Source organism: Flavobacterium sp. WC2430 (assembly GCF_040822075.1).
Lineage (GTDB): Bacteria > Bacteroidota > Bacteroidia > Flavobacteriales > Flavobacteriaceae > Flavobacterium.
Genome location: NZ_CP162007.1, coordinates 2,094,400 through 2,114,660, shown reverse-complemented (window position 1 = coordinate 2,114,660; position 20,261 = coordinate 2,094,400). Strand labels below are relative to the sequence as shown.

General features: G+C 32.3%; 12 protein-coding genes and 3 tRNA genes. 9 read left to right on the top strand and 6 right to left on the bottom strand.

Annotation, left to right across the window (positions count from 1 at the left end; genetic code table 11):
• Nucleotides 1–9 precede the first annotated feature (9 nt).
• The 7 genes from AB3G36_RS09260 to AB3G36_RS09230 all read left to right on the top strand — a co-directional run bounded on the left by AB3G36_RS09260 (nt 10) and on the right by AB3G36_RS09230 (nt 13,792).
• Nucleotides 10–1,839, top strand: a complete 1,830-nt coding sequence (locus AB3G36_RS09260) for a PAS domain S-box protein (protein ID WP_367752014.1) — start codon at nt 10–12, stop codon at nt 1,837–1,839.
• Complete coding sequence (locus AB3G36_RS09255; RefSeq protein ID WP_367752012.1) at nt 1,829–2,230, top strand: response regulator; 402 nt, start codon at nt 1,829–1,831, stop codon at nt 2,228–2,230. Before AB3G36_RS09260 ends, AB3G36_RS09255 begins: the two co-directional genes overlap by 11 nt.
• 66 nt (nt 2,231–2,296) lie before the next feature.
• Nucleotides 2,297–3,211, top strand: a complete 915-nt coding sequence (locus AB3G36_RS09250) for an ABC transporter ATP-binding protein (RefSeq protein WP_367752010.1) — start codon at nt 2,297–2,299, stop codon at nt 3,209–3,211.
• A 5-nt stretch (nt 3,212–3,216) separates the two neighbouring features.
• Complete coding sequence (locus AB3G36_RS09245; RefSeq protein ID WP_367752008.1) at nt 3,217–4,053, top strand: ABC transporter permease; 837 nt, start codon at nt 3,217–3,219, stop codon at nt 4,051–4,053.
• A 15-nt stretch (nt 4,054–4,068) separates the two neighbouring features.
• Nucleotides 4,069–6,402, top strand: a complete 2,334-nt coding sequence (locus AB3G36_RS09240; protein WP_367752007.1) for a choice-of-anchor L domain-containing protein — start codon at nt 4,069–4,071, stop codon at nt 6,400–6,402.
• Between the two features lie 23 nt (nt 6,403–6,425).
• The gene (locus tag AB3G36_RS09235) at nt 6,426–10,910 is read left to right on the top strand and encodes a T9SS type B sorting domain-containing protein (RefSeq protein WP_367752005.1); all 4,485 of its coding nucleotides are present in this window, start codon (nt 6,426–6,428) and stop codon (nt 10,908–10,910) included.
• Nucleotides 10,911–11,005: 95 nt separating this feature from the next.
• Nucleotides 11,006–13,792, top strand: coding sequence for a T9SS type B sorting domain-containing protein (locus tag AB3G36_RS09230; RefSeq protein ID WP_367752003.1), 2,787 nt, complete (start codon nt 11,006–11,008; stop codon nt 13,790–13,792).
• Nucleotides 13,793–13,885: 93 nt separating this feature from the next.
• Here the strand turns inward: AB3G36_RS09230 and typA are convergent, their stop codons facing one another.
• The gene (gene typA, locus AB3G36_RS09225; protein ID WP_367752001.1) at nt 13,886–15,682 is read right to left on the bottom strand and encodes a translational GTPase TypA; all 1,797 of its coding nucleotides are present in this window, start codon (nt 15,680–15,682) and stop codon (nt 13,886–13,888) included.
• A 171-nt stretch (nt 15,683–15,853) separates the two neighbouring features.
• Here typA and AB3G36_RS09220 point away from each other — a divergent pair, with 171 nt between their 5' ends.
• Together AB3G36_RS09220 and AB3G36_RS09215 are read left to right on the top strand one after the other, a co-directional pair.
• Nucleotides 15,854–17,566: a PAS domain-containing protein gene (locus tag AB3G36_RS09220; protein ID WP_367751999.1), complete on the top strand. Its 1,713-nt coding sequence runs from the start codon at nt 15,854–15,856 to the stop codon at nt 17,564–17,566.
• Between the two features lie 3 nt (nt 17,567–17,569).
• Nucleotides 17,570–17,980, top strand: a complete 411-nt coding sequence (locus tag AB3G36_RS09215; RefSeq protein ID WP_367751997.1) for a response regulator — start codon at nt 17,570–17,572, stop codon at nt 17,978–17,980.
• Nucleotides 17,981–18,079: 99 nt separating this feature from the next.
• Here the strand turns inward: AB3G36_RS09215 and rpsT are convergent, their stop codons facing one another.
• From rpsT to proS, 5 genes are all read right to left on the bottom strand, one after another.
• Nucleotides 18,080–18,331, bottom strand: coding sequence for a 30S ribosomal protein S20 (rpsT, locus tag AB3G36_RS09210; RefSeq protein WP_072941373.1), 252 nt, complete (start codon nt 18,329–18,331; stop codon nt 18,080–18,082).
• 35 nt (nt 18,332–18,366) lie between these two features.
• A tRNA-Glu gene (locus AB3G36_RS09205) sits at nt 18,367–18,438 on the bottom strand.
• A 39-nt stretch (nt 18,439–18,477) separates the two neighbouring features.
• Nucleotides 18,478–18,549, bottom strand: a tRNA-Glu gene (locus tag AB3G36_RS09200).
• Nucleotides 18,550–18,596: 47 nt separating this feature from the next.
• Nucleotides 18,597–18,668, bottom strand: a tRNA-Glu gene (locus AB3G36_RS09195).
• 77 nt (nt 18,669–18,745) lie between these two features.
• On the bottom strand, nt 18,746–20,224 hold the full coding sequence (gene proS, locus AB3G36_RS09190) for a proline--tRNA ligase (protein ID WP_367751995.1): 1,479 nt from the start codon (nt 20,222–20,224) through the stop codon (nt 18,746–18,748).
• Between the last annotated feature and the right edge of the window lie 37 nt (nt 20,225–20,261).

Below are 20,261 nucleotides of genomic sequence, written 5' to 3'. Positions count from 1 at the left end.
AAACCTACTATGACGAATAAGCATGATATTTATATCAAGGCAGCCGAATCTGCAAAAATTGGTATCTGGGAATCGAATTTAGAGAGCAATTCTGTATATTGGGATTCCATTACAAAATGTATTCTTGAAGTCCCTGAAGACTTTCAACCGATAAATGGTGACGGAATTAAATTTTATAGCCCCGGTGAAAACAGAGAAAGAATTGTAGCTTTAATAGAAAAAGCAATTAGCGATGGTATCTCATTTAATGATAAATTTCAAATTACCACAGCAAAAAACAACATAAAATATGTTGAATGTATTTGTCGGACGGAATTGAAAAACAATAAAGTAATTAGACTATTAGGTACTTTTCAAGATATTACAAAAGAGCAAAATTTAATTAATGAACTTGAATTAAACGTTAAGAAATTTTCTTCTATTTTTTCCAGTGCTAATGATGCCATAATTATTATTGATTATTCTACTGGAATAATAACGGATTGTAATTCGAGAGCTTATGAGCTTACGGGATATAAATCATCTGAATTACTAGGTATACACAACTCAAAGTTGTTCCCAATTGAGAAAAGAATTGAAATCCGATTGTTTCTAGCCAATAATAAAGATAAAGACAACTACTTTGTAAATGAGACTTTTATAAAGACAAACTTGGGTGCTATAATCCCAGTTGAAGTCGCATCAGGAAAAAAATTCATCGTCGGCAATCGTACTTTTTTAGTTTGTTTTTTTAGAGATATAAGTGAACGTAAAAATGTAGAAGACAACCTTAACATGCTATCTCTAGTAGCATCCGAAACATCTGATGCAATTATAATTGCAAATCCAGAAGGTGAGACTGTATGGGCAAACAATGCTTTTCTAAAATTAACTGGTTTTTCTCTAAATGAAATCATTGGTAAAAAACCTCGTGTCTTTTTAAATGGTCCGGAAACCGATTTACAAACTATTAGTAACATTAATGATGCCCTTCATTTAAAAAAAAATATAAAAACCACAATACTTAATTATAACAAACAAAAAGAAAAATTTTGGTATGAGTCAAGTACAACACCTGTTTTTGACAATCTAGGAAATTGCACCAAATTTATTTGTGTAGGTAGAGACGTTACCGTAGCTAAAGAAAAAGAACTAGAACTCCGAAGAATATTAGATGTTACCAATGATCAAAATGATAAACTTTTTAATTTTGCTCATATCGTTTCACACAATATCCGCTCGCATGCCAGTAATTTATCTATGATTTTAGATGTTATGGAAAGTGCGGATGATACTGATGAAAAATTGTCTTATATAGAAATGTTTAAAGAAGGAACTGATAAATTATCCGAAACGATAGAGTATTTAAACGAAATCATTACTATTCAAAAAAACACAAATATTGATAAAAAATACATTTGTTTAAAAGATGAAATAGAAAAAGTAAAGATGGCATTAAGTCAATCAATCGTTGAAAGTTGCATAGAAATAACGCATTCTATTCCTGACAACCTTGTTGTAAGTGTAATTCCTGCCTATCTGGACAGCATTCTTCTTAATTTATTTACAAATGCTATCAAATACAAATCCACGAAAAGAAAAGCTACTTTAGAAATAGGTTACGAAATTAATGAACATTATACCATAATAAGCTTTAAAGACAATGGATTAGGAATAAATCTAAATAAAAACGGTCATAAATTATTTGGAATGTACAAAACTTTTCATGGCAATGATGACGCTAGAGGTATTGGACTCTTTATTACCAAAAACCAATTGGAAGCGATGAAAGGTAAAATTGAAGTAGAAAGTGAAGAAGGTGTTGGGTCAACTTTTAAAATTCACTTAAATGAAAAATAAAATTACATGCCTAATTGATGACGACAAATTATCGATACGGTTAATGAGTATGTTAATTTCAAAAAATAAATTTTGCGAAGAAATCATTTCTTTTTCTAATCCACAAGTAGCATTAGATATTTTAAAAGAGAACTGTAACGACCCACAAAAATTACCCGATGTTATCTTACTTGATTTGAATATGCCTATTCTGGATGGTTGGCAATTTTTGGATGAATTTATCTTATTACCTTTAAAAAAAGACATTTCAATTTTTATTGTTACCTCCTCCATTGACCCTTCGGATATTGAAATGGCAAAAAAGTACGATATGGTAAAAAGCTATATTATGAAACCTATTACTGCTAAAAAACTAGAAGCTGCTTCTGAATTAATTGGAATCACAAACTAATTTTATAATTTCAAGTAACTATTCTTTATCTTGTTCGTCTAATAAAAAAACCTTAAAACGAACATTTTGGAAACCATTCTTTCGATTAAAAATCTCAATAAACGCTATGGCAGTTTACAAGCCTTAAAAGATGTCTCTTTTGAAATAAAAAAAGGGCATGTATACGGAATTTTAGGACCTAATGGAAGTGGAAAATCAACCACATTGGGAATTGTTTTGAATGTAGTAAATAAAACATCCGGAGAATACTTTTGGTTTGATGGTAAAATGGAAACTCATGAAGCATTGAAAAAAGTAGGGGCTATTATTGAAAGACCTAATTTTTATCCCTACATGACGGCGGAAGAAAATCTAAAACTAGTTTGTAAAATTAAGAATACCAACTATACTAAAATTCAGGAAAAACTAGAATTAGTAGGTTTAGATGAAAGAAAAAATAGTAAGTTCAGTACTTTTTCTTTAGGAATGAAACAGCGCCTAGCCATTGCTTCTGCCCTACTGAATGATCCAGAAATCCTTATTCTTGATGAACCTACCAATGGATTAGATCCACAAGGAATTCATCAAATTAGGGATATAATCAAGCAAATCGCCGCTCAAGGAACAACTATATTACTTGCTTCTCATTTACTCGATGAAGTCGAAAAAGTATGTACCCATGTATTGGTTTTAAGAAAAGGAACTGTTTTATATTCTGGTTCCGTTGATGGCATGACTGCAAATGAAGGATTCTTTGAGCTACAAGCTGATGACAACACTAATTTAATTGCCGTTTTAAAAACACATCCAGCTGTAGAAAGTGTAAAAACAGAAGAAGGAAAAGTTTTTGTTTATTTAAAAAACGCATTAGAATCGGCTGAATTAAATAAATTCCTTTTTGAAAAAAACATATGTTTAAGTCATTTGGTAAAACGTAAAAATAGCCTTGAAGAACAGTTTTTAGAATTGACCAGTACAGTTACACCAACAACATTAAACTAGCCGCTATGAAACGATTACTATCTATAGAATTACAAAAAATCTGGATGAATAAAGCCAGTAGAATACTTACACTTACTTATTTCATTCTTCTTTCCTTTATTGCATTAATAGCATCAATAAAATTTGATATTGGATTTTTTAAGTTAGATCTTGCCGAAATGGGGATTTTTAACTTTCCAATTATATGGCATTTCAATACCTATATAGCTGCTTGGTTAAAATTCTTTTTAGCCATTGTTATTGTTTCAATGATGGCAAATGAATACAGCTATGGTACGTTAAAACAAAACTTGATTGACGGAATGAGTAAAAAAGAATTAATCATTTCGAAATTCTTGACTGTACTCCTATTTGCATTGGTTTCAACTGTTTTTGTTTTCTTGATGAGTTTATTATTAGGGTACAGCTTTTCATCTTATACAGAAATAAGTATCGTATTTAGTGATTTAGAATATCTAGTGGCATTTTTCGTGAAATTAGTTGGGTTTTTCTCCTTTTGTTTGTTTTTGGGGATACTAGTTAAACGCTCCGCTTTTGCATTAGGTTTTCTTTTAGTTTGGACAATAGGGGAATGGATTACGAAAGGAATTTTAACTTTTAAAATATTTCCAGATAGTGATACCGCCGATTCTATAACACAATTTTTCCCTTTAGAATCTATGTCTAATTTAATTGTTATGCCCTTTAGAAGGCTATCGGTCATAAAAAATATTGGGACGCAAATTGGAGTTAATAGCACAATAGATTATAGTGTACACTTTAGCGCTATACTAATTGTACTAACTTGGTCATTACTTTTTATGTTATTATCTTATAGATTATTAAAAAACAGAGATTTGTAGTACCTTTACAAGGCTATGAGATGTTTAAAAACAATTTCACTTTGTATCCTTTTTTCCTTTTGCACTACAATAGGAAAGGCTCAATATATTACTGTAAATGATACTTATACAGCACAGAATCTTGTTGATATATTGACAAATAAAAGTCCTTGCGCTAACACCTCTAATCCTAGTGTAACTGGGGATACTTTTTCTGGAATAAAAAATAGTTATAGTTATTTTAATTCAGGAACAAGCAACTTCCCTTTTACCGAAGGAGTATTATTAAGTACTTGGAGTAGTACTAATTCAGTTGGTCCCTTTATACGAAATCAAGGTGGCGGAAGTTCGTCTTGGAAAGGAGATATCGATTTAGATCAAGCCTTAGGAATTAAGTCCATAAATGCAACAGTATTAGAATTTGATTTTACGCCCTTAACCAATTTTGTTAATTTCAATTATATTTTTGCTTCAAATGAATATCAAGATGATTTCCCTTGTCGGTTTTCAGATGGTTTTGCTTTTTTAATTAAAGAAAATGGACCAACAGGTGTTTATAAAAATTTAGCTGTTTTACCCGATAACATTACTCCAGTTTCCTCTGAAAATGTTCATCCTACTATCAGTTTTACTAATAGTACTGGGAGTACATCAGGCTGTGCAGCAAAAAACGAATCTTATTTTGGACAAATAAATACAAGCCCAGCAAATACAAGCCCTATTAATTATAGTGGACAAACGGTTGTATTAAATGCACAAACTAATGTTGTTGCGGGAAATTCATACCACATTAAATTAGTACTTGCTGATGATGAATTTGAGTATTATGATTCGGCAGTTTTTCTACAAGCAGGAAGTTTTACAACCAAAGTAGAATTAGGAGCCGATCGGTTATTAGCAACTAATAATGGAATTTGTTTTGGTGAAAATTATGTAATTGACACTAAACTTCCTGCCAGTTATATATATAAATGGTATAAAAATAATGTCTTATTAATAGGAGAAATTAGCCCTTCTTATACCGTTAAAGATGCAGGAACCTACAAAGTCGAAGTCATTTTAAGTCCTACAATATGTATAGCTACAAGTGAACTAAAAGTTGAATACACACCCGAAATTGTATTAAAAAACACCTCTTTATTTCAATGTGATGAAAATGGAGATGGAATAGCCATTTTTAATTTAACAAAAGCTGAAGCAATCATAAAAAACAATAATGGTAATCTAAAACAAATGTTTTTTTACGAAAATAGTTTTGATGCTCAAAACAATCAAAATCAAATTATAAATCCAACTAATTATACGAACAAAGTAAATAATCAAATTGTAATTGCCAAAGTTTCGGACAATTATGGCTGTTCTAACACCGCTGAATTGACACTATCCATTTCGAATAAAACTATAGCTCCACTAGATCCAGTAACAGTTTGCGATGATGATGGAGTCAGTGATGGAATACATCAATTTGATTTAATGGCTGTAGCGACTTCTGGTCAATTTTCAGGTATAGGAAATAATATTTTTGTTACTTTTTATTCAAACCCAACAGATGCATATCTTGAAAAAAATGAATTACCTTTCTTATTCAAAAATACGATTCCCTACCAACAAACTCTATTTGTAAGAGTACTTAACGGATCTGATTGCTACGCGATTACCCAAATTACACTTTTTGTAAATACATTTAATCCTCCAAACTTTGAAGATGAAAACATTCCTTTATGCGAAGGAAGTGCTCTTACTATAGCTGTAAACAACATATATTCAAGTTATTTATGGAATACTGGAGCAACTTCAAATTCTATTTTGGTCAATACGGCAGGAGATTATTCAGTAGTAGTTACAGATACAAATGGTTGTGACGCTACAAAGAACTTCCACATCACAGCCTCTGGTATAGCAACAATAACTGGAGCTACAATAAATGATTTTGCAGGGAATGAAAATTCAGTTGAACTGGAATATACTGGTACAGGAAATTATGAGTTTTCATTAGATGGGTCTTATTTTCAAGACAATACCATTTTTAATGGAATAGCTTCTGGTAATTATTTAGCCTATGCACGTGACAAAAACGGATGTGGTTTATCAAATCCATTTCTCCTATATGTTTTAGATTATCCTCGTTATTTCACTCCTAATGGAGATGGGTTCAATGATTTATGGAGCATCAAAAACCTTGATTTATTATCAAAATCTACTTTGACAATATTTGATCGTTATGGTAAATTATTAAAAGAGTTGGGGTCAAAAAGTACAGGATGGAATGGTACTTTCAATGGGTACGAATTACCTGCAGACGATTATTGGTTTCAATTAACCTTTGCCGATGGGAAAATGATTAAAGGGCATTTTTCGTTAAAAAGATAATATCTTTTTTATATTTTTAGCAAATGAAAAAGATAACTGCGCTTTTCTTTTTATTATTATCCATAAACTGTATTGCACAGTTTAGCAAAACCCACTACATACCACCTTTAAGTGGCTCTAGTAATGTTACTGCCGAAGAGCAATATATTTATATCTCAACTCCAAGTACTACTCCTGTGAATTTCAAAATAATTCAACTAGGTGGGACAATAGTAACAGGAATTGTTTCACAAAGTAGTCCCTATGTTTTTAATGTAGGCTATGGAAATGATACCCAACTTCATGTAAAAGAAAGTTTAATAAGTACCGTTTTAAACAACAAAGGATATGTTATAGAAGCCGAGGACGTTGTTTATGTAACCGTTAGGGTAATAGCCGGAAATGGTAATCAGGCAGGAGCATTAGTTTCCAAAGGATTAGCCGCTTTAGGAACTCAGTTTCGGATTGGTGCGTTTACAAATACAGATATTAGTAGCCTAAGTGTAAATCACCTTACTTTCATATCAATCTTAGCCACAGAGAACAATACGCTAATAAAATTTAGCGGAATAAAAACAGGAGTTTCTTTAATAAATAACAGCGGTGGAGCAACTCCAGCAAATATTACACTAAATAGTGGCGAAAGTTATGTTCTAGCTGTTAAAGGACCTAACAATCCCAACAGAGATGGTTTAATAGGTTCACTAGTGAGTTCAGATAAACCAATTGCAGTAAATTGTGGATCTTATGCTGGAACAAATGGAGATATACTTCAAAATATCGACTTAGGTTTTGATCAGATTGTTTCTGCTGAAAGAACTGGTAAGGATTATATATTAATAAAAAGCACAGGGCAAAATTCAGTTGAAAGAGTTCTTGTTGTCGCAAATGAAGACAATACCGAAGTATATTTAAATGATAATTTAAGTCCTTCGAAAGTTTTAAATGCTGGCGAATACATTGCTTTGAATGGATCAAATTATAGTGTAGCTGGTAATTTATATATTAGAACTTCAAAAAACACTTTTATCTATCAAAGTGTTGGCGATAATTCTAGAAGCGACCAAGCCAATCAAGAATTATTTTTCGTCCCTCCTTTAAGTTGTGAAACTCCAAAGTTAATTGACAATATTCCTAATCTAAACCAGATAGGTTCCAGAACATTTACGGGTCGTGTAACAATCGTTACCGAGAAAAATGCAACACTAACATTTGCAATCAATGGAACGCCGTTCTCGCTATCTGATTTACCTGCAACAGTGGATGGACCAAAATTAGTCACAGGAAATTCAAATTATGAGACCTATACGATAACGGGACTTTCTGGTAATGTATCTGCTTATTCTTCGGGACAATTATATCTTGCTTCCTACGGTTCAGATGGAGCGGCGACTTATGGCGGTTTTTACTCTGGATTTACTTTTAAACCACAAATAACTTTTGACAAAATAAATATTGACCAGACTGGTTGTCTCTCAAATACGCGTCTTTTCGTAAGCGAAATTACAGGTTTTGATACTTTCCAATGGTATTATAACAATGTAGAAATTCCTAGTGCAACTACAAACGAATTATTTCCAAATCAACCTGGATATTACCATGTAAAAGCAACTATTGCTTCTTGTGGCACAACTTTAGAATCAGATAAAATTCCAGTTAGCGACTGTCCGTTAGATGCTGATAATGACATGGTAAATAACAACATTGATATTGATCTCGATAACGACGGGATATTGAATAGTGATGAAGCTTATGTCTCTCTTATTAACCAATCTAATCCAACTACTAGCACCGATTTTAATGCTGCAATCAGTGGCAATGGTACAATAATAGGTAAACCTATTTATGGTTTTGTATCAGAAGTTCCTGCTGGAAAAGCAAATAACACATCTTATACCATTAATTTAACGACGCCTCAAAGCCTTTCAATAAATTATATTGCACAAGATAGTCCGTCGCAAACAACATCTGTTTCTGAGTATTTGAATTCTGAGGGTGATTTTATTTTACGCGTGCCTTCGGACAAGACCATTACTTTGAGTGATCCTCAAAATCAATTATTAGTAGACACTAACTTCGACGGCATTTACGAAAGTGGCATTACCACATTTTCCTCATTTGAAATAAGATTTAGACTAAAGAGCACTACTCCATTGCTTCCTGGAACTGGCAGCTTTACATTTTCGACCTACCTTACAAATTCAATTACTTTAATTCATAATAATTTATCCGAAACCAACATAAATAAAGCGACATTTATGATTACTCATACTGAAACCTATGATACGGATTCAGATGGAATTCCAGATTTATTAGATTTAGATAGTGACAATGATGGAATTCCTGATACTATTGAGGCACAAGGAAAAGGATTTAAAATTTATTCCGGAATTGATGACAATAATAATGGATTAGATAATGTCTTTGAACCTGGAATAAACAAAATCAACACTGATAATGATCTCTTTGATTCTATTATAAAAAAATACGATATCATCGACTTAGATAGTGATAATGATGGAATTTATGATTTGGTTGAATCTGGAAGTAGCGCTCCGGACACGAATAATGATGGAATAATTGATGGACCGCCTTCCTCTTTTGGAAATAATGGCCTTTATGACAATCTTGAAACAACTCCCGACAGTGGCATTTTAAAAAAACCTATTGAAGATACGGATAATGACGGTAGCTTTAATTATATAGATTTAGACAGTGATAATGATTCTTGTTTTGATGTTACTGAAGCAGGTTTTACAGATAACAATAATGACGGCGTTTTAGGAAATAATCCAGTTACAATTAATGCTTTTGGAATCGTTACTAGCCGAATTAATGGTTATACGCTCCCTAACAGTAATTACCTCGTAGCAGCACCTATTAGTATCAGTGAACAACCCAAAAGTCAATCAGAATGCGAATTACAAGCAACTTCATTTACTATCCAAACTAATGCGGTAACTGCCTATCAATGGCAGGTATCAATAGATGGAACTGCTTGGAATGATATTGTTAATGATCCAACTTATTCAGGAGTAACTACAGATCAAATAATAATAAAAAGCGTAACTAATAATATGAATGGTTATCACTATAGAGTACTTTTAAGTAAAGTTGGGAATTCCTGTGGACTTATTTCTAACGCAGCAATTCTTACTGTTTACCCCCTACCAATAGTGATAACACCTATTGAATTAATACAATGTGATGATGATTTAGATGGTTTTTCAACTTTTAATATTACTGAGCAAAATAGTTCCATTTCTACTAATTCATCTAAAGAAATTTTCACGTATTATACCACTTTTGATGGAGCAAAAGCAAAAAATCAATTCGTTCAAATTGTTAATCCTATTAATTACAACAGTAAAACAAATACTATTTGGACACGAGTAGAAAATGCAAATGGCTGTTTTAGTATATCTCAGTTAAATTTAGTTGTGTCATCAACGCAAATTCCAACAACTTTTAATCGCACCTATGAAACTTGTGACGACTATATAGATTCGACTCATAATGATATGGATGGGGTAAGTACATTTGATTTTAGTTCCACCACTGTAGATATTAAAGCAATTCTACCTTCCCCAAGTACATTATATGCTATAAAATATTACAACAATGAATTGGATGCTTTATCTGAATTAAATGAAATAACGAACACAACTACTTACAGAAATACAAATTCACCTTACTTCCAAGAAATTTGGGTCCGAGTAGAAAGTACTTTAGACAACTCTTGTTATGGGCTTGGACCACATATAAAACTTAAAGTAAATGCAAAACCTAATATAAATACAAATGAGGATCATACCGATGATGCATTAGTGTGTTCGAATCTCCCTTCCTTTTTTGTAAAATTAAATGCTGGAGTTCATGATAGTTCGCCAACAGAAAACTACACTTATGTTTGGTCGAAGGACAATCAAGTTCTAGCAGAAAATACGGCATATACATTAGATGTGAATGCAACAGGAAATTATTCAGTTACGGTTACTAATGCCTCAGGTTGTAGCAGAATTAGGACCATTAATGTAACTGCTTCTGATGTAGCACATATTGAAACAATATCAGTTTTAGACATAGTTGAAAACAATACTATTACAGTGAACGTTACTGGACAAGGGAGTTATGAATATAGTTTAGATGCCATTTCTGGCCCCTTCCAGTCCTCTAATTTCTTTGACAATGTTTCAGCAGGGATTCACGAAGTATTTATAAATGATACCAATGGATGTGGCATCATCCAAAAAACGATTGCTGTTATAGGAGTTCCTAAATTTTTCACCCCTAATGGTGATGGATTTAACGACTATTGGAATTTAAAAGGCGTAAATACTAATCTCAATTCAAAATCAATAATTTACATCTTTGATCGTTATGGAAAACTTCTCAAACAATTAAATCCCAATAGTATAGGTTGGGATGGAACTTTGAATGGACTACCATTACCTGCCGATGATTACTGGTATACAATAAAACTAGAAGACAGTAGAGAGGTAAAAGGACATTTTAGTATCAAAAGATAAGAAACTCAATTTTTTTTAATATTAAATTTTAATTGTTTTGTTATAATTCTGTTATAATTCTGAAAATTAGTACATTTGATATATTCAGATAGGTCATGAAAATAAATATTTTTTTTGTTTTGGTTTTTTTATTATTAATAACTCCTTTATTTGCACAAAAAGAAGCTGCAATATGGTACTTTGGTGGTAATGCTGGATTAGACTTTAACTCAGGAAGTCCAGTTGCATTAAATAATGGAAAATTGGTCACAAATGAAGGCTGCGCCAGTATATCAGATAAAAATGGAAACATATTATTTTATACTGACGGCTCAATTGTATACGACAAAACACATCAGGTAATGCCAAATGGTTATGGACTTCTTGGTCATAAATCCAGTACTCAATCGGCAATAATTGTTCCCAAACCAAAAAATCCTAATATTTATTATATTTTCACAGTAGACCAACCAAATCCCGATAATGTGGATGATGATTTAACAAATGATGAAGATCCTCCAAATGATGGTTTAAACTATTCAGTAGTAGATTTAAGATTAAATAATGGACTGGGTGACATCATAAGTACTGAAAAAAACATACATCTTATTACCTACAATCCAAATGATGCAGAAGATGTAAAATTTAAATGTTCTGAAAAAATTACTGCAGTTCAACATTTAGATGGTATTTCAATATGGGTAGTCACACATTTTAAAAACACTTTCTACTCCTTTAAAATTAGTACTCAAGGACTAAATCAAAAACCCATTCAAACAACTACTCCTCTAGATGTCCCCACTAGTGGCTATATCTCTAATGCGATTGGTTACCTAAAAATTTCTCCTAATGGAAAAAAAATTGCCATGGCAAATACGGCGATAAGACTTACCAATGACTTGGGTCCAAAAGGAGAGGTAAGAAGAAATACAGGAAATGTTTTATTATACGACTTTGATGCAGGAACAGGTAAAATTAGTAATGGTATTACATTATTAAATAATGCCAATCCTTATGGAGTTGAATTCTCGGCAAAATCAAAAAAACTATATGTTACCGTAAACTTATTTGATCAAACTGGAAGAATGTCTTTAGGAAGTAATTTAATTCAATTTGATTTAAAAAATCCAAACATTCCATCTACAAATACAATTGTTAATAATTCGAATTATGTAGCGGGAGCGCTACAATTAGCCATTGATGAAAAAATATACCGTGTTGGTTACCCCAATGGCGGAGGATATATTGATAAAATGTCCGTAATAAACAATCCAGAATTAAATGGAACAAGTTGTAATTTTCTACAAAATGCTATTAGCTTAAATGGAGGAATATCACAGTTAGGATTACCTCCATTTATTACTTCCTTATTTCTATATACTTTTGAATATGAATTTAACTGCTTAGGAGATTCAACTCATTTCTTTTTAAACACTATTGAAAAAATTGACTCCGTGCAATGGGATTTTGGGGATGGTACAACATCAAATGCTATTGATGCTTATCATATTTACAAAAACCCTGGTGATTATAAAGTAACATTAATAAAAACTATAAATGGCGAAAATAGAGAGCCTATTGAAAAGACCATTACAATATATGAAAGTCCCATTATTTCAACGGATCCCTATACACTTGTTCAATGTGATACACAAGATTCAAATCCTTTAGATGGTCTTGCTACTTTTAATTTGGAAGCTGCAAATGATAAAATCACCTTCGGAAATAAAGAATATGATGTATTTTATTATCACACTATCAATGATGCAGAAAATGATGTCGACAATCTAAATTCTATCAACCCTATTTACAGAAACACTATTCCTGACGAATATATATACCTTAAAGTAACACAACCTAATTCATCTTGTTACAGAATTGGCACAGTAATTTTACATGCAAATAAAAACAATTCTATACTTCCAGAACCTTTGCATGAATGTGACAAGGGAGATGGAATAGGCGTATTTAATTTAGAAGAAAAAAAAGACGCAATTAGGAACGAACTGGGGTTAACGCCAGATATTCTTTTGTTTTTTTACCCTACTGAACAAGATGCGTCATTAAGCACCAATGAACTTGAAAAAGAATATTCTTCAAATTCAAAAACTATATTTATTAGAGCTGAGAACAAAGAAGGATGTTATGGAACGGGACAATTTGATTTAATTGTAGAGCCAACACCAAAAATAAACACTTTTGAAAAAAGCTTTCTTTGTGAAAGCGAAAACCCATCTATTACAATCAATTCAGGGTTAGATCCACAAGCTTTATCAAGTGATTATACTTTTTTATGGTCAACTGGAGAAACGACTCCTTCGATTACGGTAACTAAAGAAGGAGATTATAAAGTTATTGTAAAGAATAAATCTGGTTGCAGTGAAACTAGGACCTGCAGTGTAATAATGTCATATTTAGCAAAAATACAAAATATCGATGTACAAGATTTAGCTCCAATTAATCAAGTTACAGTTGAACTTACAAATCCAAAAGACTATAGATATATGATTCATTTTGAAAATGGATTATCTACAGTATTTCAGGATAATCCAAATTTTAAAAATATACCTGGTGGATTTCATGAATTGATAATTGAAAACATAAATGGATGTGGCCTTGTAAAAAGAAATTTTGCCGTATTAGAAGCTGCACCTTTCTTTACACCTAATGGAGATGGGGCAAATGACAACTGGAATTTAAAAGGACTAAATGGGAGTGTTTATAAAAATGCAAAAATATTTATATTTGACAGATATGGAAAGCTGTTAAAGCAATTAAATCCCTCAAGTCCTGGTTGGGATGGAAATTACAACGGAGGCCCACTTCCTTCAGATGATTATTGGTTTACTATTGAACTCGAAGATGGTAGAAAAGCGAAAGGCCATTTTAGTTTAAAAAGGTAACTAAACACAAACCATTAAAGACTGAAATTCTAAAAGTAAAGACATAAAAAAAGCCATTCTTACGAATGGCTTTCATCTTATATAATAATAAAATTAGATTTTAAATCTTTTTCTATCAGTTTCTGTCAAATAAATTTTTCTTAAACGAATAGATTTTGGAGTACACTCTACATATTCATCTTTTTGAATGTATTCTAATGCTTCTTCAAGAGAGAAAATGATTGGCGGGATAATTCTCGCTTTTTCATCATTCCCAGAAGAACGTACGTTAGATTGTTTTTTCTCTTTAGTTACGTTTACACACATATCATCACCACGAGAGTTTTCTCCAATTACTTGACCTTCATAGATTTCAGCATTTGGTTCAACAAAAAACTTACCACGATCTTGTAACTTATCGATAGAATAAGGAATAGCTTTTCCTTTTTCCATAGAAATTAACGAACCTTTGTTACGTCCAGCAATTTCACCTTTATAAGGTTCATACCCTATGAATCGGTGTGCCATAATAGCCTCACCAGCTGTAGCAGTAAGTAATTGATTACGTAATCCAATAATTCCACGTGATGGAATATTAAATTTCACAATCATACGCTCCCCTTTAGTTTCCATAGAAAGCATCTCACCTTTACGCATAGTAACAAATTCAACTGCTCTACCTGAAAGTGATTCTGGTAAGTCGATAGTTAATTCCTCGATAGGTTCACATTTTTTACCATCAATTTCTTTGATGATAACTTGTGGCTGACCGATTTGCAACTCATACCCTTCTCTTCTCATTGTTTCAATAAGAACAGATAAATGAAGTACACCACGACCAAAAACCATGAACTTATCAGCTGAATCAGTTTCACCCAATTTCATTGCTAAGTTTTTCTCTAATTCTTTTGTCAAGCGGTCTCTAATATGACGAGAAGTTACAAATTTACCCTCTTTACCAAAGAAAGGTGAGTCATTAATTGTAAACAACATACTCATTGTAGGCTCATCAATAGCAATTGAAGCTAATGCTTCAGGATTTTCAAAATCAGCAATAGTATCCCCAATTTCAAAACCTTCAACACCAATAATAGCGCAAATATCTCCAGCAATTACTTCTGTTACTTTTTTACGACCAAGTCCTTCAAAAGTATGTAATTCTTTAATTCTTGATTTAGAAACAGTACCATCTCTTTTTACTAAAGAAATTGGCATTCCTTCTTTTAAGACACCTCTTTCAAGACGTCCAATAGCGATACGACCTGTAAAAGCAGAAAAGTCTAAAGATGTAATTAACATCTGTGGAGTTCCTTCAGAAACTTTAGGTGCTGGTACATTTTCAATAACCATATCTAATAATGCTTCAACATTATCAGTTACGTTTTCCCAATGGTCAGACATCCAGTTATTCTTAGCAGAACCATAAACTGTTGGAAAATCCAACTGCTCTTCAGTAGCTCCTAATTCAAACATTAAGTCAAAAACTTTCTCATGTACTTCTTCAGGAGTACAGTTCTCCTTATCAACTTTATTTATAACAACACATGGTTTCAAACCAAGGTCAAGCGCTTTTTGCAATACAAATCGCGTTTGTGGCATAGGTCCTTCAAAAGCATCTACTAGTAGACAAACTCCATCAGCCATGTTTAATACTCGTTCTACCTCACCACCAAAATCGGCGTGACCAGGAGTATCAATAATGTTAATTTTTGTTCCTTTATACTGAACAGAAACATTCTTGGAAGTAATGGTAATACCTCTTTCGCGCTCTAAGTCGTTGTTATCAAGGATTAGATCACCTGTGTTTTCGTTGTCACGAAATAACTGACAGTGATACATAATTTTATCAACCAAAGTTGTTTTACCGTGATCGACGTGGGCAATAATTGCAATGTTTCTTATAGATTCCATCTGTGATTTTTAATGGGTGCAAAGGTACACTTTTTTTTGATAAAAAAAATAAATACCTAATACTTTACATATTGTTAACGCATTACAGTCTAAAATTAACGTCAAAAATTTTCAAATAAATAACTTTAAAATGAAATTTTATATTTCATTTTAATTAATTACATTTGAGTAATGAAAAACAAAACGAATCAAATAACCGTAATTTATCTGCTCATCGCTATGTTTACGGCTATAGTTTTTCATAAACTATCCTTAATCTATTCAAAAGTAGAAAATTACGAAATTTTCAACTTCACAAAAGACCTATTCTTAGTACTATTTACAGGGCTAATTTACAGGTATATTTTATCCAAAAATGACAATCGAAATAAAGCCGTCTTTGAGAAACTCAAGAATACAAATGACGAAATTAAAGAGTCAAATGAAAAATATGACATTGTAGCAAAAGCAACAAGCGACACTATTTGGGACTGGAAAATACAAGATGACAAACTACTTTGGAGCAAAGGAATAAAAGGTATTTTTGGATATAATGAGGACCAAGTAGGCGAAAGTTCAACATGGTGGTTTGACAAAATCCACCCAGAAGACAGTATAAGAATGTCTGTTAAACTATACTCGTTTATTGAGCAAAAAACAGAAAAATGGCAAGATGAATATCGTTTCAAATGCGCCGACAACTCTTATAAATATGTACTTGACAGAGGCTTCCTTTTAAAAGACGAAAGTGGTAAAGCTGTCAGAATGATTGGAGCTATTCAAGATATAACGAAACAAAAAGAAGAAGAACTTAGACTTAGATTATTAGAAACAGTAATCGTGCAAACTAAAGACTCTATAATTATTACTGAAGCTGACTTTAATAAAAGAAAACTACCAAAGATTATTTATGTGAACCCTGCATTTTCAATTATGACCGGATATTCTTCTAATGAGGTTATAGGAGAATCACCCGATTTATTAAAAGGGCCAAATTCTGATAAAAAAGAAATAAAAAAAATAATCTCTTCTATAAGAAACAGAGAAGAATGTGTAATAGAAATGATATGCTACAAAAAAAACAACCAAGAATTTTGGCTACGCTTTTCTATTATTCCAATTTATAATTCAGATAATGAATTATCTCACTGGGTCTCCATGCAACGAGATATTTCTGATGAGAAAAAACAAGAAAAAGAAAAAGAACAACTTATACTTGAATTAACTCAAACAAATAAAGATCTCAAGCAATTCTCTTATATTACTTCTCATAATTTAAGAGCTCCAATATCTAATTTAACAGGCCTTTTAAACCTAATCGATGATATAACTATTAAAGACCCTGAATTAAAAGAAATCTTATACGGCTTTAATAAATCTACCCACTTACTTAACGAGACTGTCAATGATTTGACCAAAATCATGATAATCAAAGACAACCCTTCAATTCAAAAAGAAGAAGTCTCATTAAAAGAAGTTTTTGAAAATGTTTTTAGTCAACTTACCTTTCAAATAGACACTCATAAGCCTATCTTAAAAATTGATTTCGAAAAAGCTTCTGTATTAAATATAAACAAGTCTTATATTGAAAGTATACTACTCAATCTTTTAACTAATTCTATAAAATACAAGTCCGAAAATCAAAAATTAAAAATTACAATAACTGCAAACCAAGTTAACGATACCATAACATTACTATTTAAAGACAATGGAATTGGAATTGATCTAGAAAGAAATCGAGATAAAGTTTTTGGTCTTTACCAAAGGTTTCATAATTACCCAGACAGTAAAGGACTTGGACTCTATCTTGTGAAATCACAAGTTGAAGCGATGGGAGGAACTATTCAAATTGAAAGTAAAGTAAATAAAGGAACTACTTTTACATTAATATTCAAAAACAAATAACCAATGCTAGATCTAATTTTATGTGTTGATGATGACCCCATAACACTTATGTTATGTAAAAAAGTAATCGGAAAAACAACATTTTCAAATAAGATAATTACAGCCCAAAATGGAGAAGAAGCACTCTCTTATTTTGATGCAATAAAAAACGACTTAGAAGTTAATAACAAATCTACACCACTCCCACAATTAATTTTTCTAGACTTAAACATGCCTGTAATGGGAGGATGGGAGTTTTTAGACTGTTTTAGTAGTTCAGATTATTCTAATTTCAACACTATTAAAGTAGTCGTTCTTTCCTCAACAATAGACCCAGAAGACCTGCAAAAAGCAAGCACTTATCCAATGGTTATAGACTTCCTATCTAAACCCATCACCTTATCAATGCTTGATTACCTCTCAAACAAAATCTAATATTCAACAACATAAATAAGTCATTATTAAAAAATAAAGCATATAAAAAAAGCTCCTTAAAAAGGAGCTTTTATTTATATAATCGATAAATTGAATGTATTACAATTTAGCAACAAATTTCGTTAATTTAGATTTTAAATTAGACGCTTTGTTATCATGAATGATATTCTTTTTTGCTAATTTGTCAATCATAGATATTACATTTGACAATTTAGAAGTAGCATCTACTTTATCAGTAGCTATTCTTAACGCTTTGATAGCATTACGAGTAGTTTTGTGTTGGTATCTATTTAATACTCTTCTCTTTTCGTTACTTCTGATTCTCTTTAGAGCTGACTTATGATTTGCCATTTTATTATGTTTTTATCTTTTACTATTCTTTTTTGTAGTCCGTAAGGGAATCGAACCCCTGTTACCAAGACGAAATCTTGGCGTCCTAACCCCTAGACGAACGGACCATTATCCTCCTAAGTTTTTATCAATCTAAATTGAAATTGTAGCCCGTAGCGGAATCGAACCGCTCTTACATGGATGAAAACCATGCGTCCTAACCGATAGACGAACGGGCCATTTTTCCCTCTAAGTTTGGGATTACTTTAACCTGCAAAAAAAATAGTAGCCCGTAGCGGAATCGAACCGCTCTTACATGGATGAAAACCATGCGTCCTAACCGATAGACGAACGGGCCCTGCTTCTCTAATGCGGATGCAAAAATACAACTATTTTTGAGAAGTGCAATAGCAGACTTGAAAAAATTTAAAAAAATTAATATGCCTTTGCAAAAAGAACTCTTTTACCAGAAGGATTCCCAGTAAACACGCAGTTTCCCGACTCTTCTATCGCATCCAAAGGCACACATCTTATAGTAGCTTTGGTCAAATCTTTTATCTTCTCTTCAGTAGCAGCCGTTCCATCCCAATGAGCTGATACAAAGCCTCCTTTAGTATCCAAAACTTCCTTAAACTCATCAAAACTATTTACTTCAGTGATATGAGTGTCACGATAATTTAATGCCTTATTAAATAAATCTTCTTGAATTGTAGCTAATAAATCACTGATATAAGTCGCAATTCCATCTTTAGGTTGCACTTCTTTTGTTAAAGTATCTCTTCTTGCTACTTCAAAAGTTCCGTTTTCTAAATCTTTGGGACCAACAGCAATTCGCACTGGAACCCCTTTTAATTCCCATTCAGCAAATTTAAATCCTGGTTTTTGAGTAGTTCTGTTATCATATTTCACTGAAACATTCCTTTTTTTCAATGCATCTATCAATACATTTACTTCAACTGTAATTTCATCAAGTTGTTCGTCCGTTTTATAAATAGGCACAATTACCACTTGAATAGGAGCCAAATTAGGAGGTAAAACCAATCCCTTATCATCTGAATGTGTCATTACTAAAGCACCCATCAATCGAGTCGATACACCCCATGATGTTCCCCATACATATTCTTGCTTGCCTTCGGCATTAGCAAATTTCACATCAAATGCTTTTGCAAAATTCTGACCAAGAAAATGAGAAGTCCCTGCCTGCAATGCTTTTCCGTCTTGCATCAATGCTTCGATACAATACGTTTCCTCAGCACCAGCAAACCGTTCTGTTTCTGTTTTTATTCCTTTTACAACAGGAATAGCCATGAAATTTTCGGCAAATTCAGCATAAACGTTCATCATTTTTTCCGATTCTTCAATAGCTTCATTTCTTGTTGCATGAGCTGTGTGCCCTTCTTGCCATAAAAACTCAGCTGTTCTCAAGAATAAACGCGTTCTCATTTCCCATCGAACTACATTAGCCCATTGATTAATCAATAAAGGCAAATCACGATAAGACTGAACCCATCCTTTATAAGTTGACCAAATAATCGCTTCACTTGTTGGTCGAACAATAAGTTCTTCTTCTAATTTAGCATTAGGGTCAACCATTAATTTCCCAGGTTTATCTGGATCATTTTTCAGTCTGTAATGCGTCACAATAGCGCATTCTTTAGCAAATCCTTCTGCGTTTTTTTCTTCGGCTTCAAACATGCTCTTTGGAACAAATAAAGGAAAATAGGCGTTTTGATGCCCTGTTTCTTTAAACATTCTGTCTAGTTCTGCTTGCATTTTTTCCCAAATGGCATAACCGTAAGGTTTGATAACCATACAGCCTCTAACTCCTGAATTTTCGGCTAAATCCGCTTTTACAACCAGCTCGTTATACCATTTTGAATAATCTTCTGATCTTGTAGTAAGGTTCTTACTCATATTGAATAGTTTGGCACAAATTTTGTTTTGTTTTATT

What these genes read in the sequence shown, in the direction of transcription:
- AB3G36_RS09260 (WP_367752014.1), top strand. Translation starts at nt 10, where the DNA reads ATGACGAATAAGCATGATATTTATATCAAGGCAGCCGAATCTGCAAAA.
- AB3G36_RS09255 (WP_367752012.1), top strand. Translation starts at nt 1,829, where the DNA reads ATGAAAAATAAAATTACATGCCTAATTGATGACGACAAATTATCGATA.
- AB3G36_RS09245 (WP_367752008.1), top strand. Translation starts at nt 3,217, where the DNA reads ATGAAACGATTACTATCTATAGAATTACAAAAAATCTGGATGAATAAA.
- AB3G36_RS09240 (WP_367752007.1), top strand. Translation starts at nt 4,069, where the DNA reads ATGAGATGTTTAAAAACAATTTCACTTTGTATCCTTTTTTCCTTTTGC.
- AB3G36_RS09235 (WP_367752005.1), top strand. Translation starts at nt 6,426, where the DNA reads ATGAAAAAGATAACTGCGCTTTTCTTTTTATTATTATCCATAAACTGT.
- AB3G36_RS09230 (WP_367752003.1), top strand. Translation starts at nt 11,006, where the DNA reads ATGAAAATAAATATTTTTTTTGTTTTGGTTTTTTTATTATTAATAACT.
- typA (WP_367752001.1), bottom strand. Translation starts at nt 15,682, where the DNA reads ATGGAATCTATAAGAAACATTGCAATTATTGCCCACGTCGATCACGGT.
- AB3G36_RS09220 (WP_367751999.1), top strand. Translation starts at nt 15,854, where the DNA reads ATGAAAAACAAAACGAATCAAATAACCGTAATTTATCTGCTCATCGCT.
- AB3G36_RS09215 (WP_367751997.1), top strand. Translation starts at nt 17,570, where the DNA reads ATGCTAGATCTAATTTTATGTGTTGATGATGACCCCATAACACTTATG.
- rpsT (WP_072941373.1), bottom strand. Translation starts at nt 18,331, where the DNA reads ATGGCAAATCATAAGTCAGCTCTAAAGAGAATCAGAAGTAACGAAAAG.
- proS (WP_367751995.1), bottom strand. Translation starts at nt 20,224, where the DNA reads ATGAGTAAGAACCTTACTACAAGATCAGAAGATTATTCAAAATGGTAT.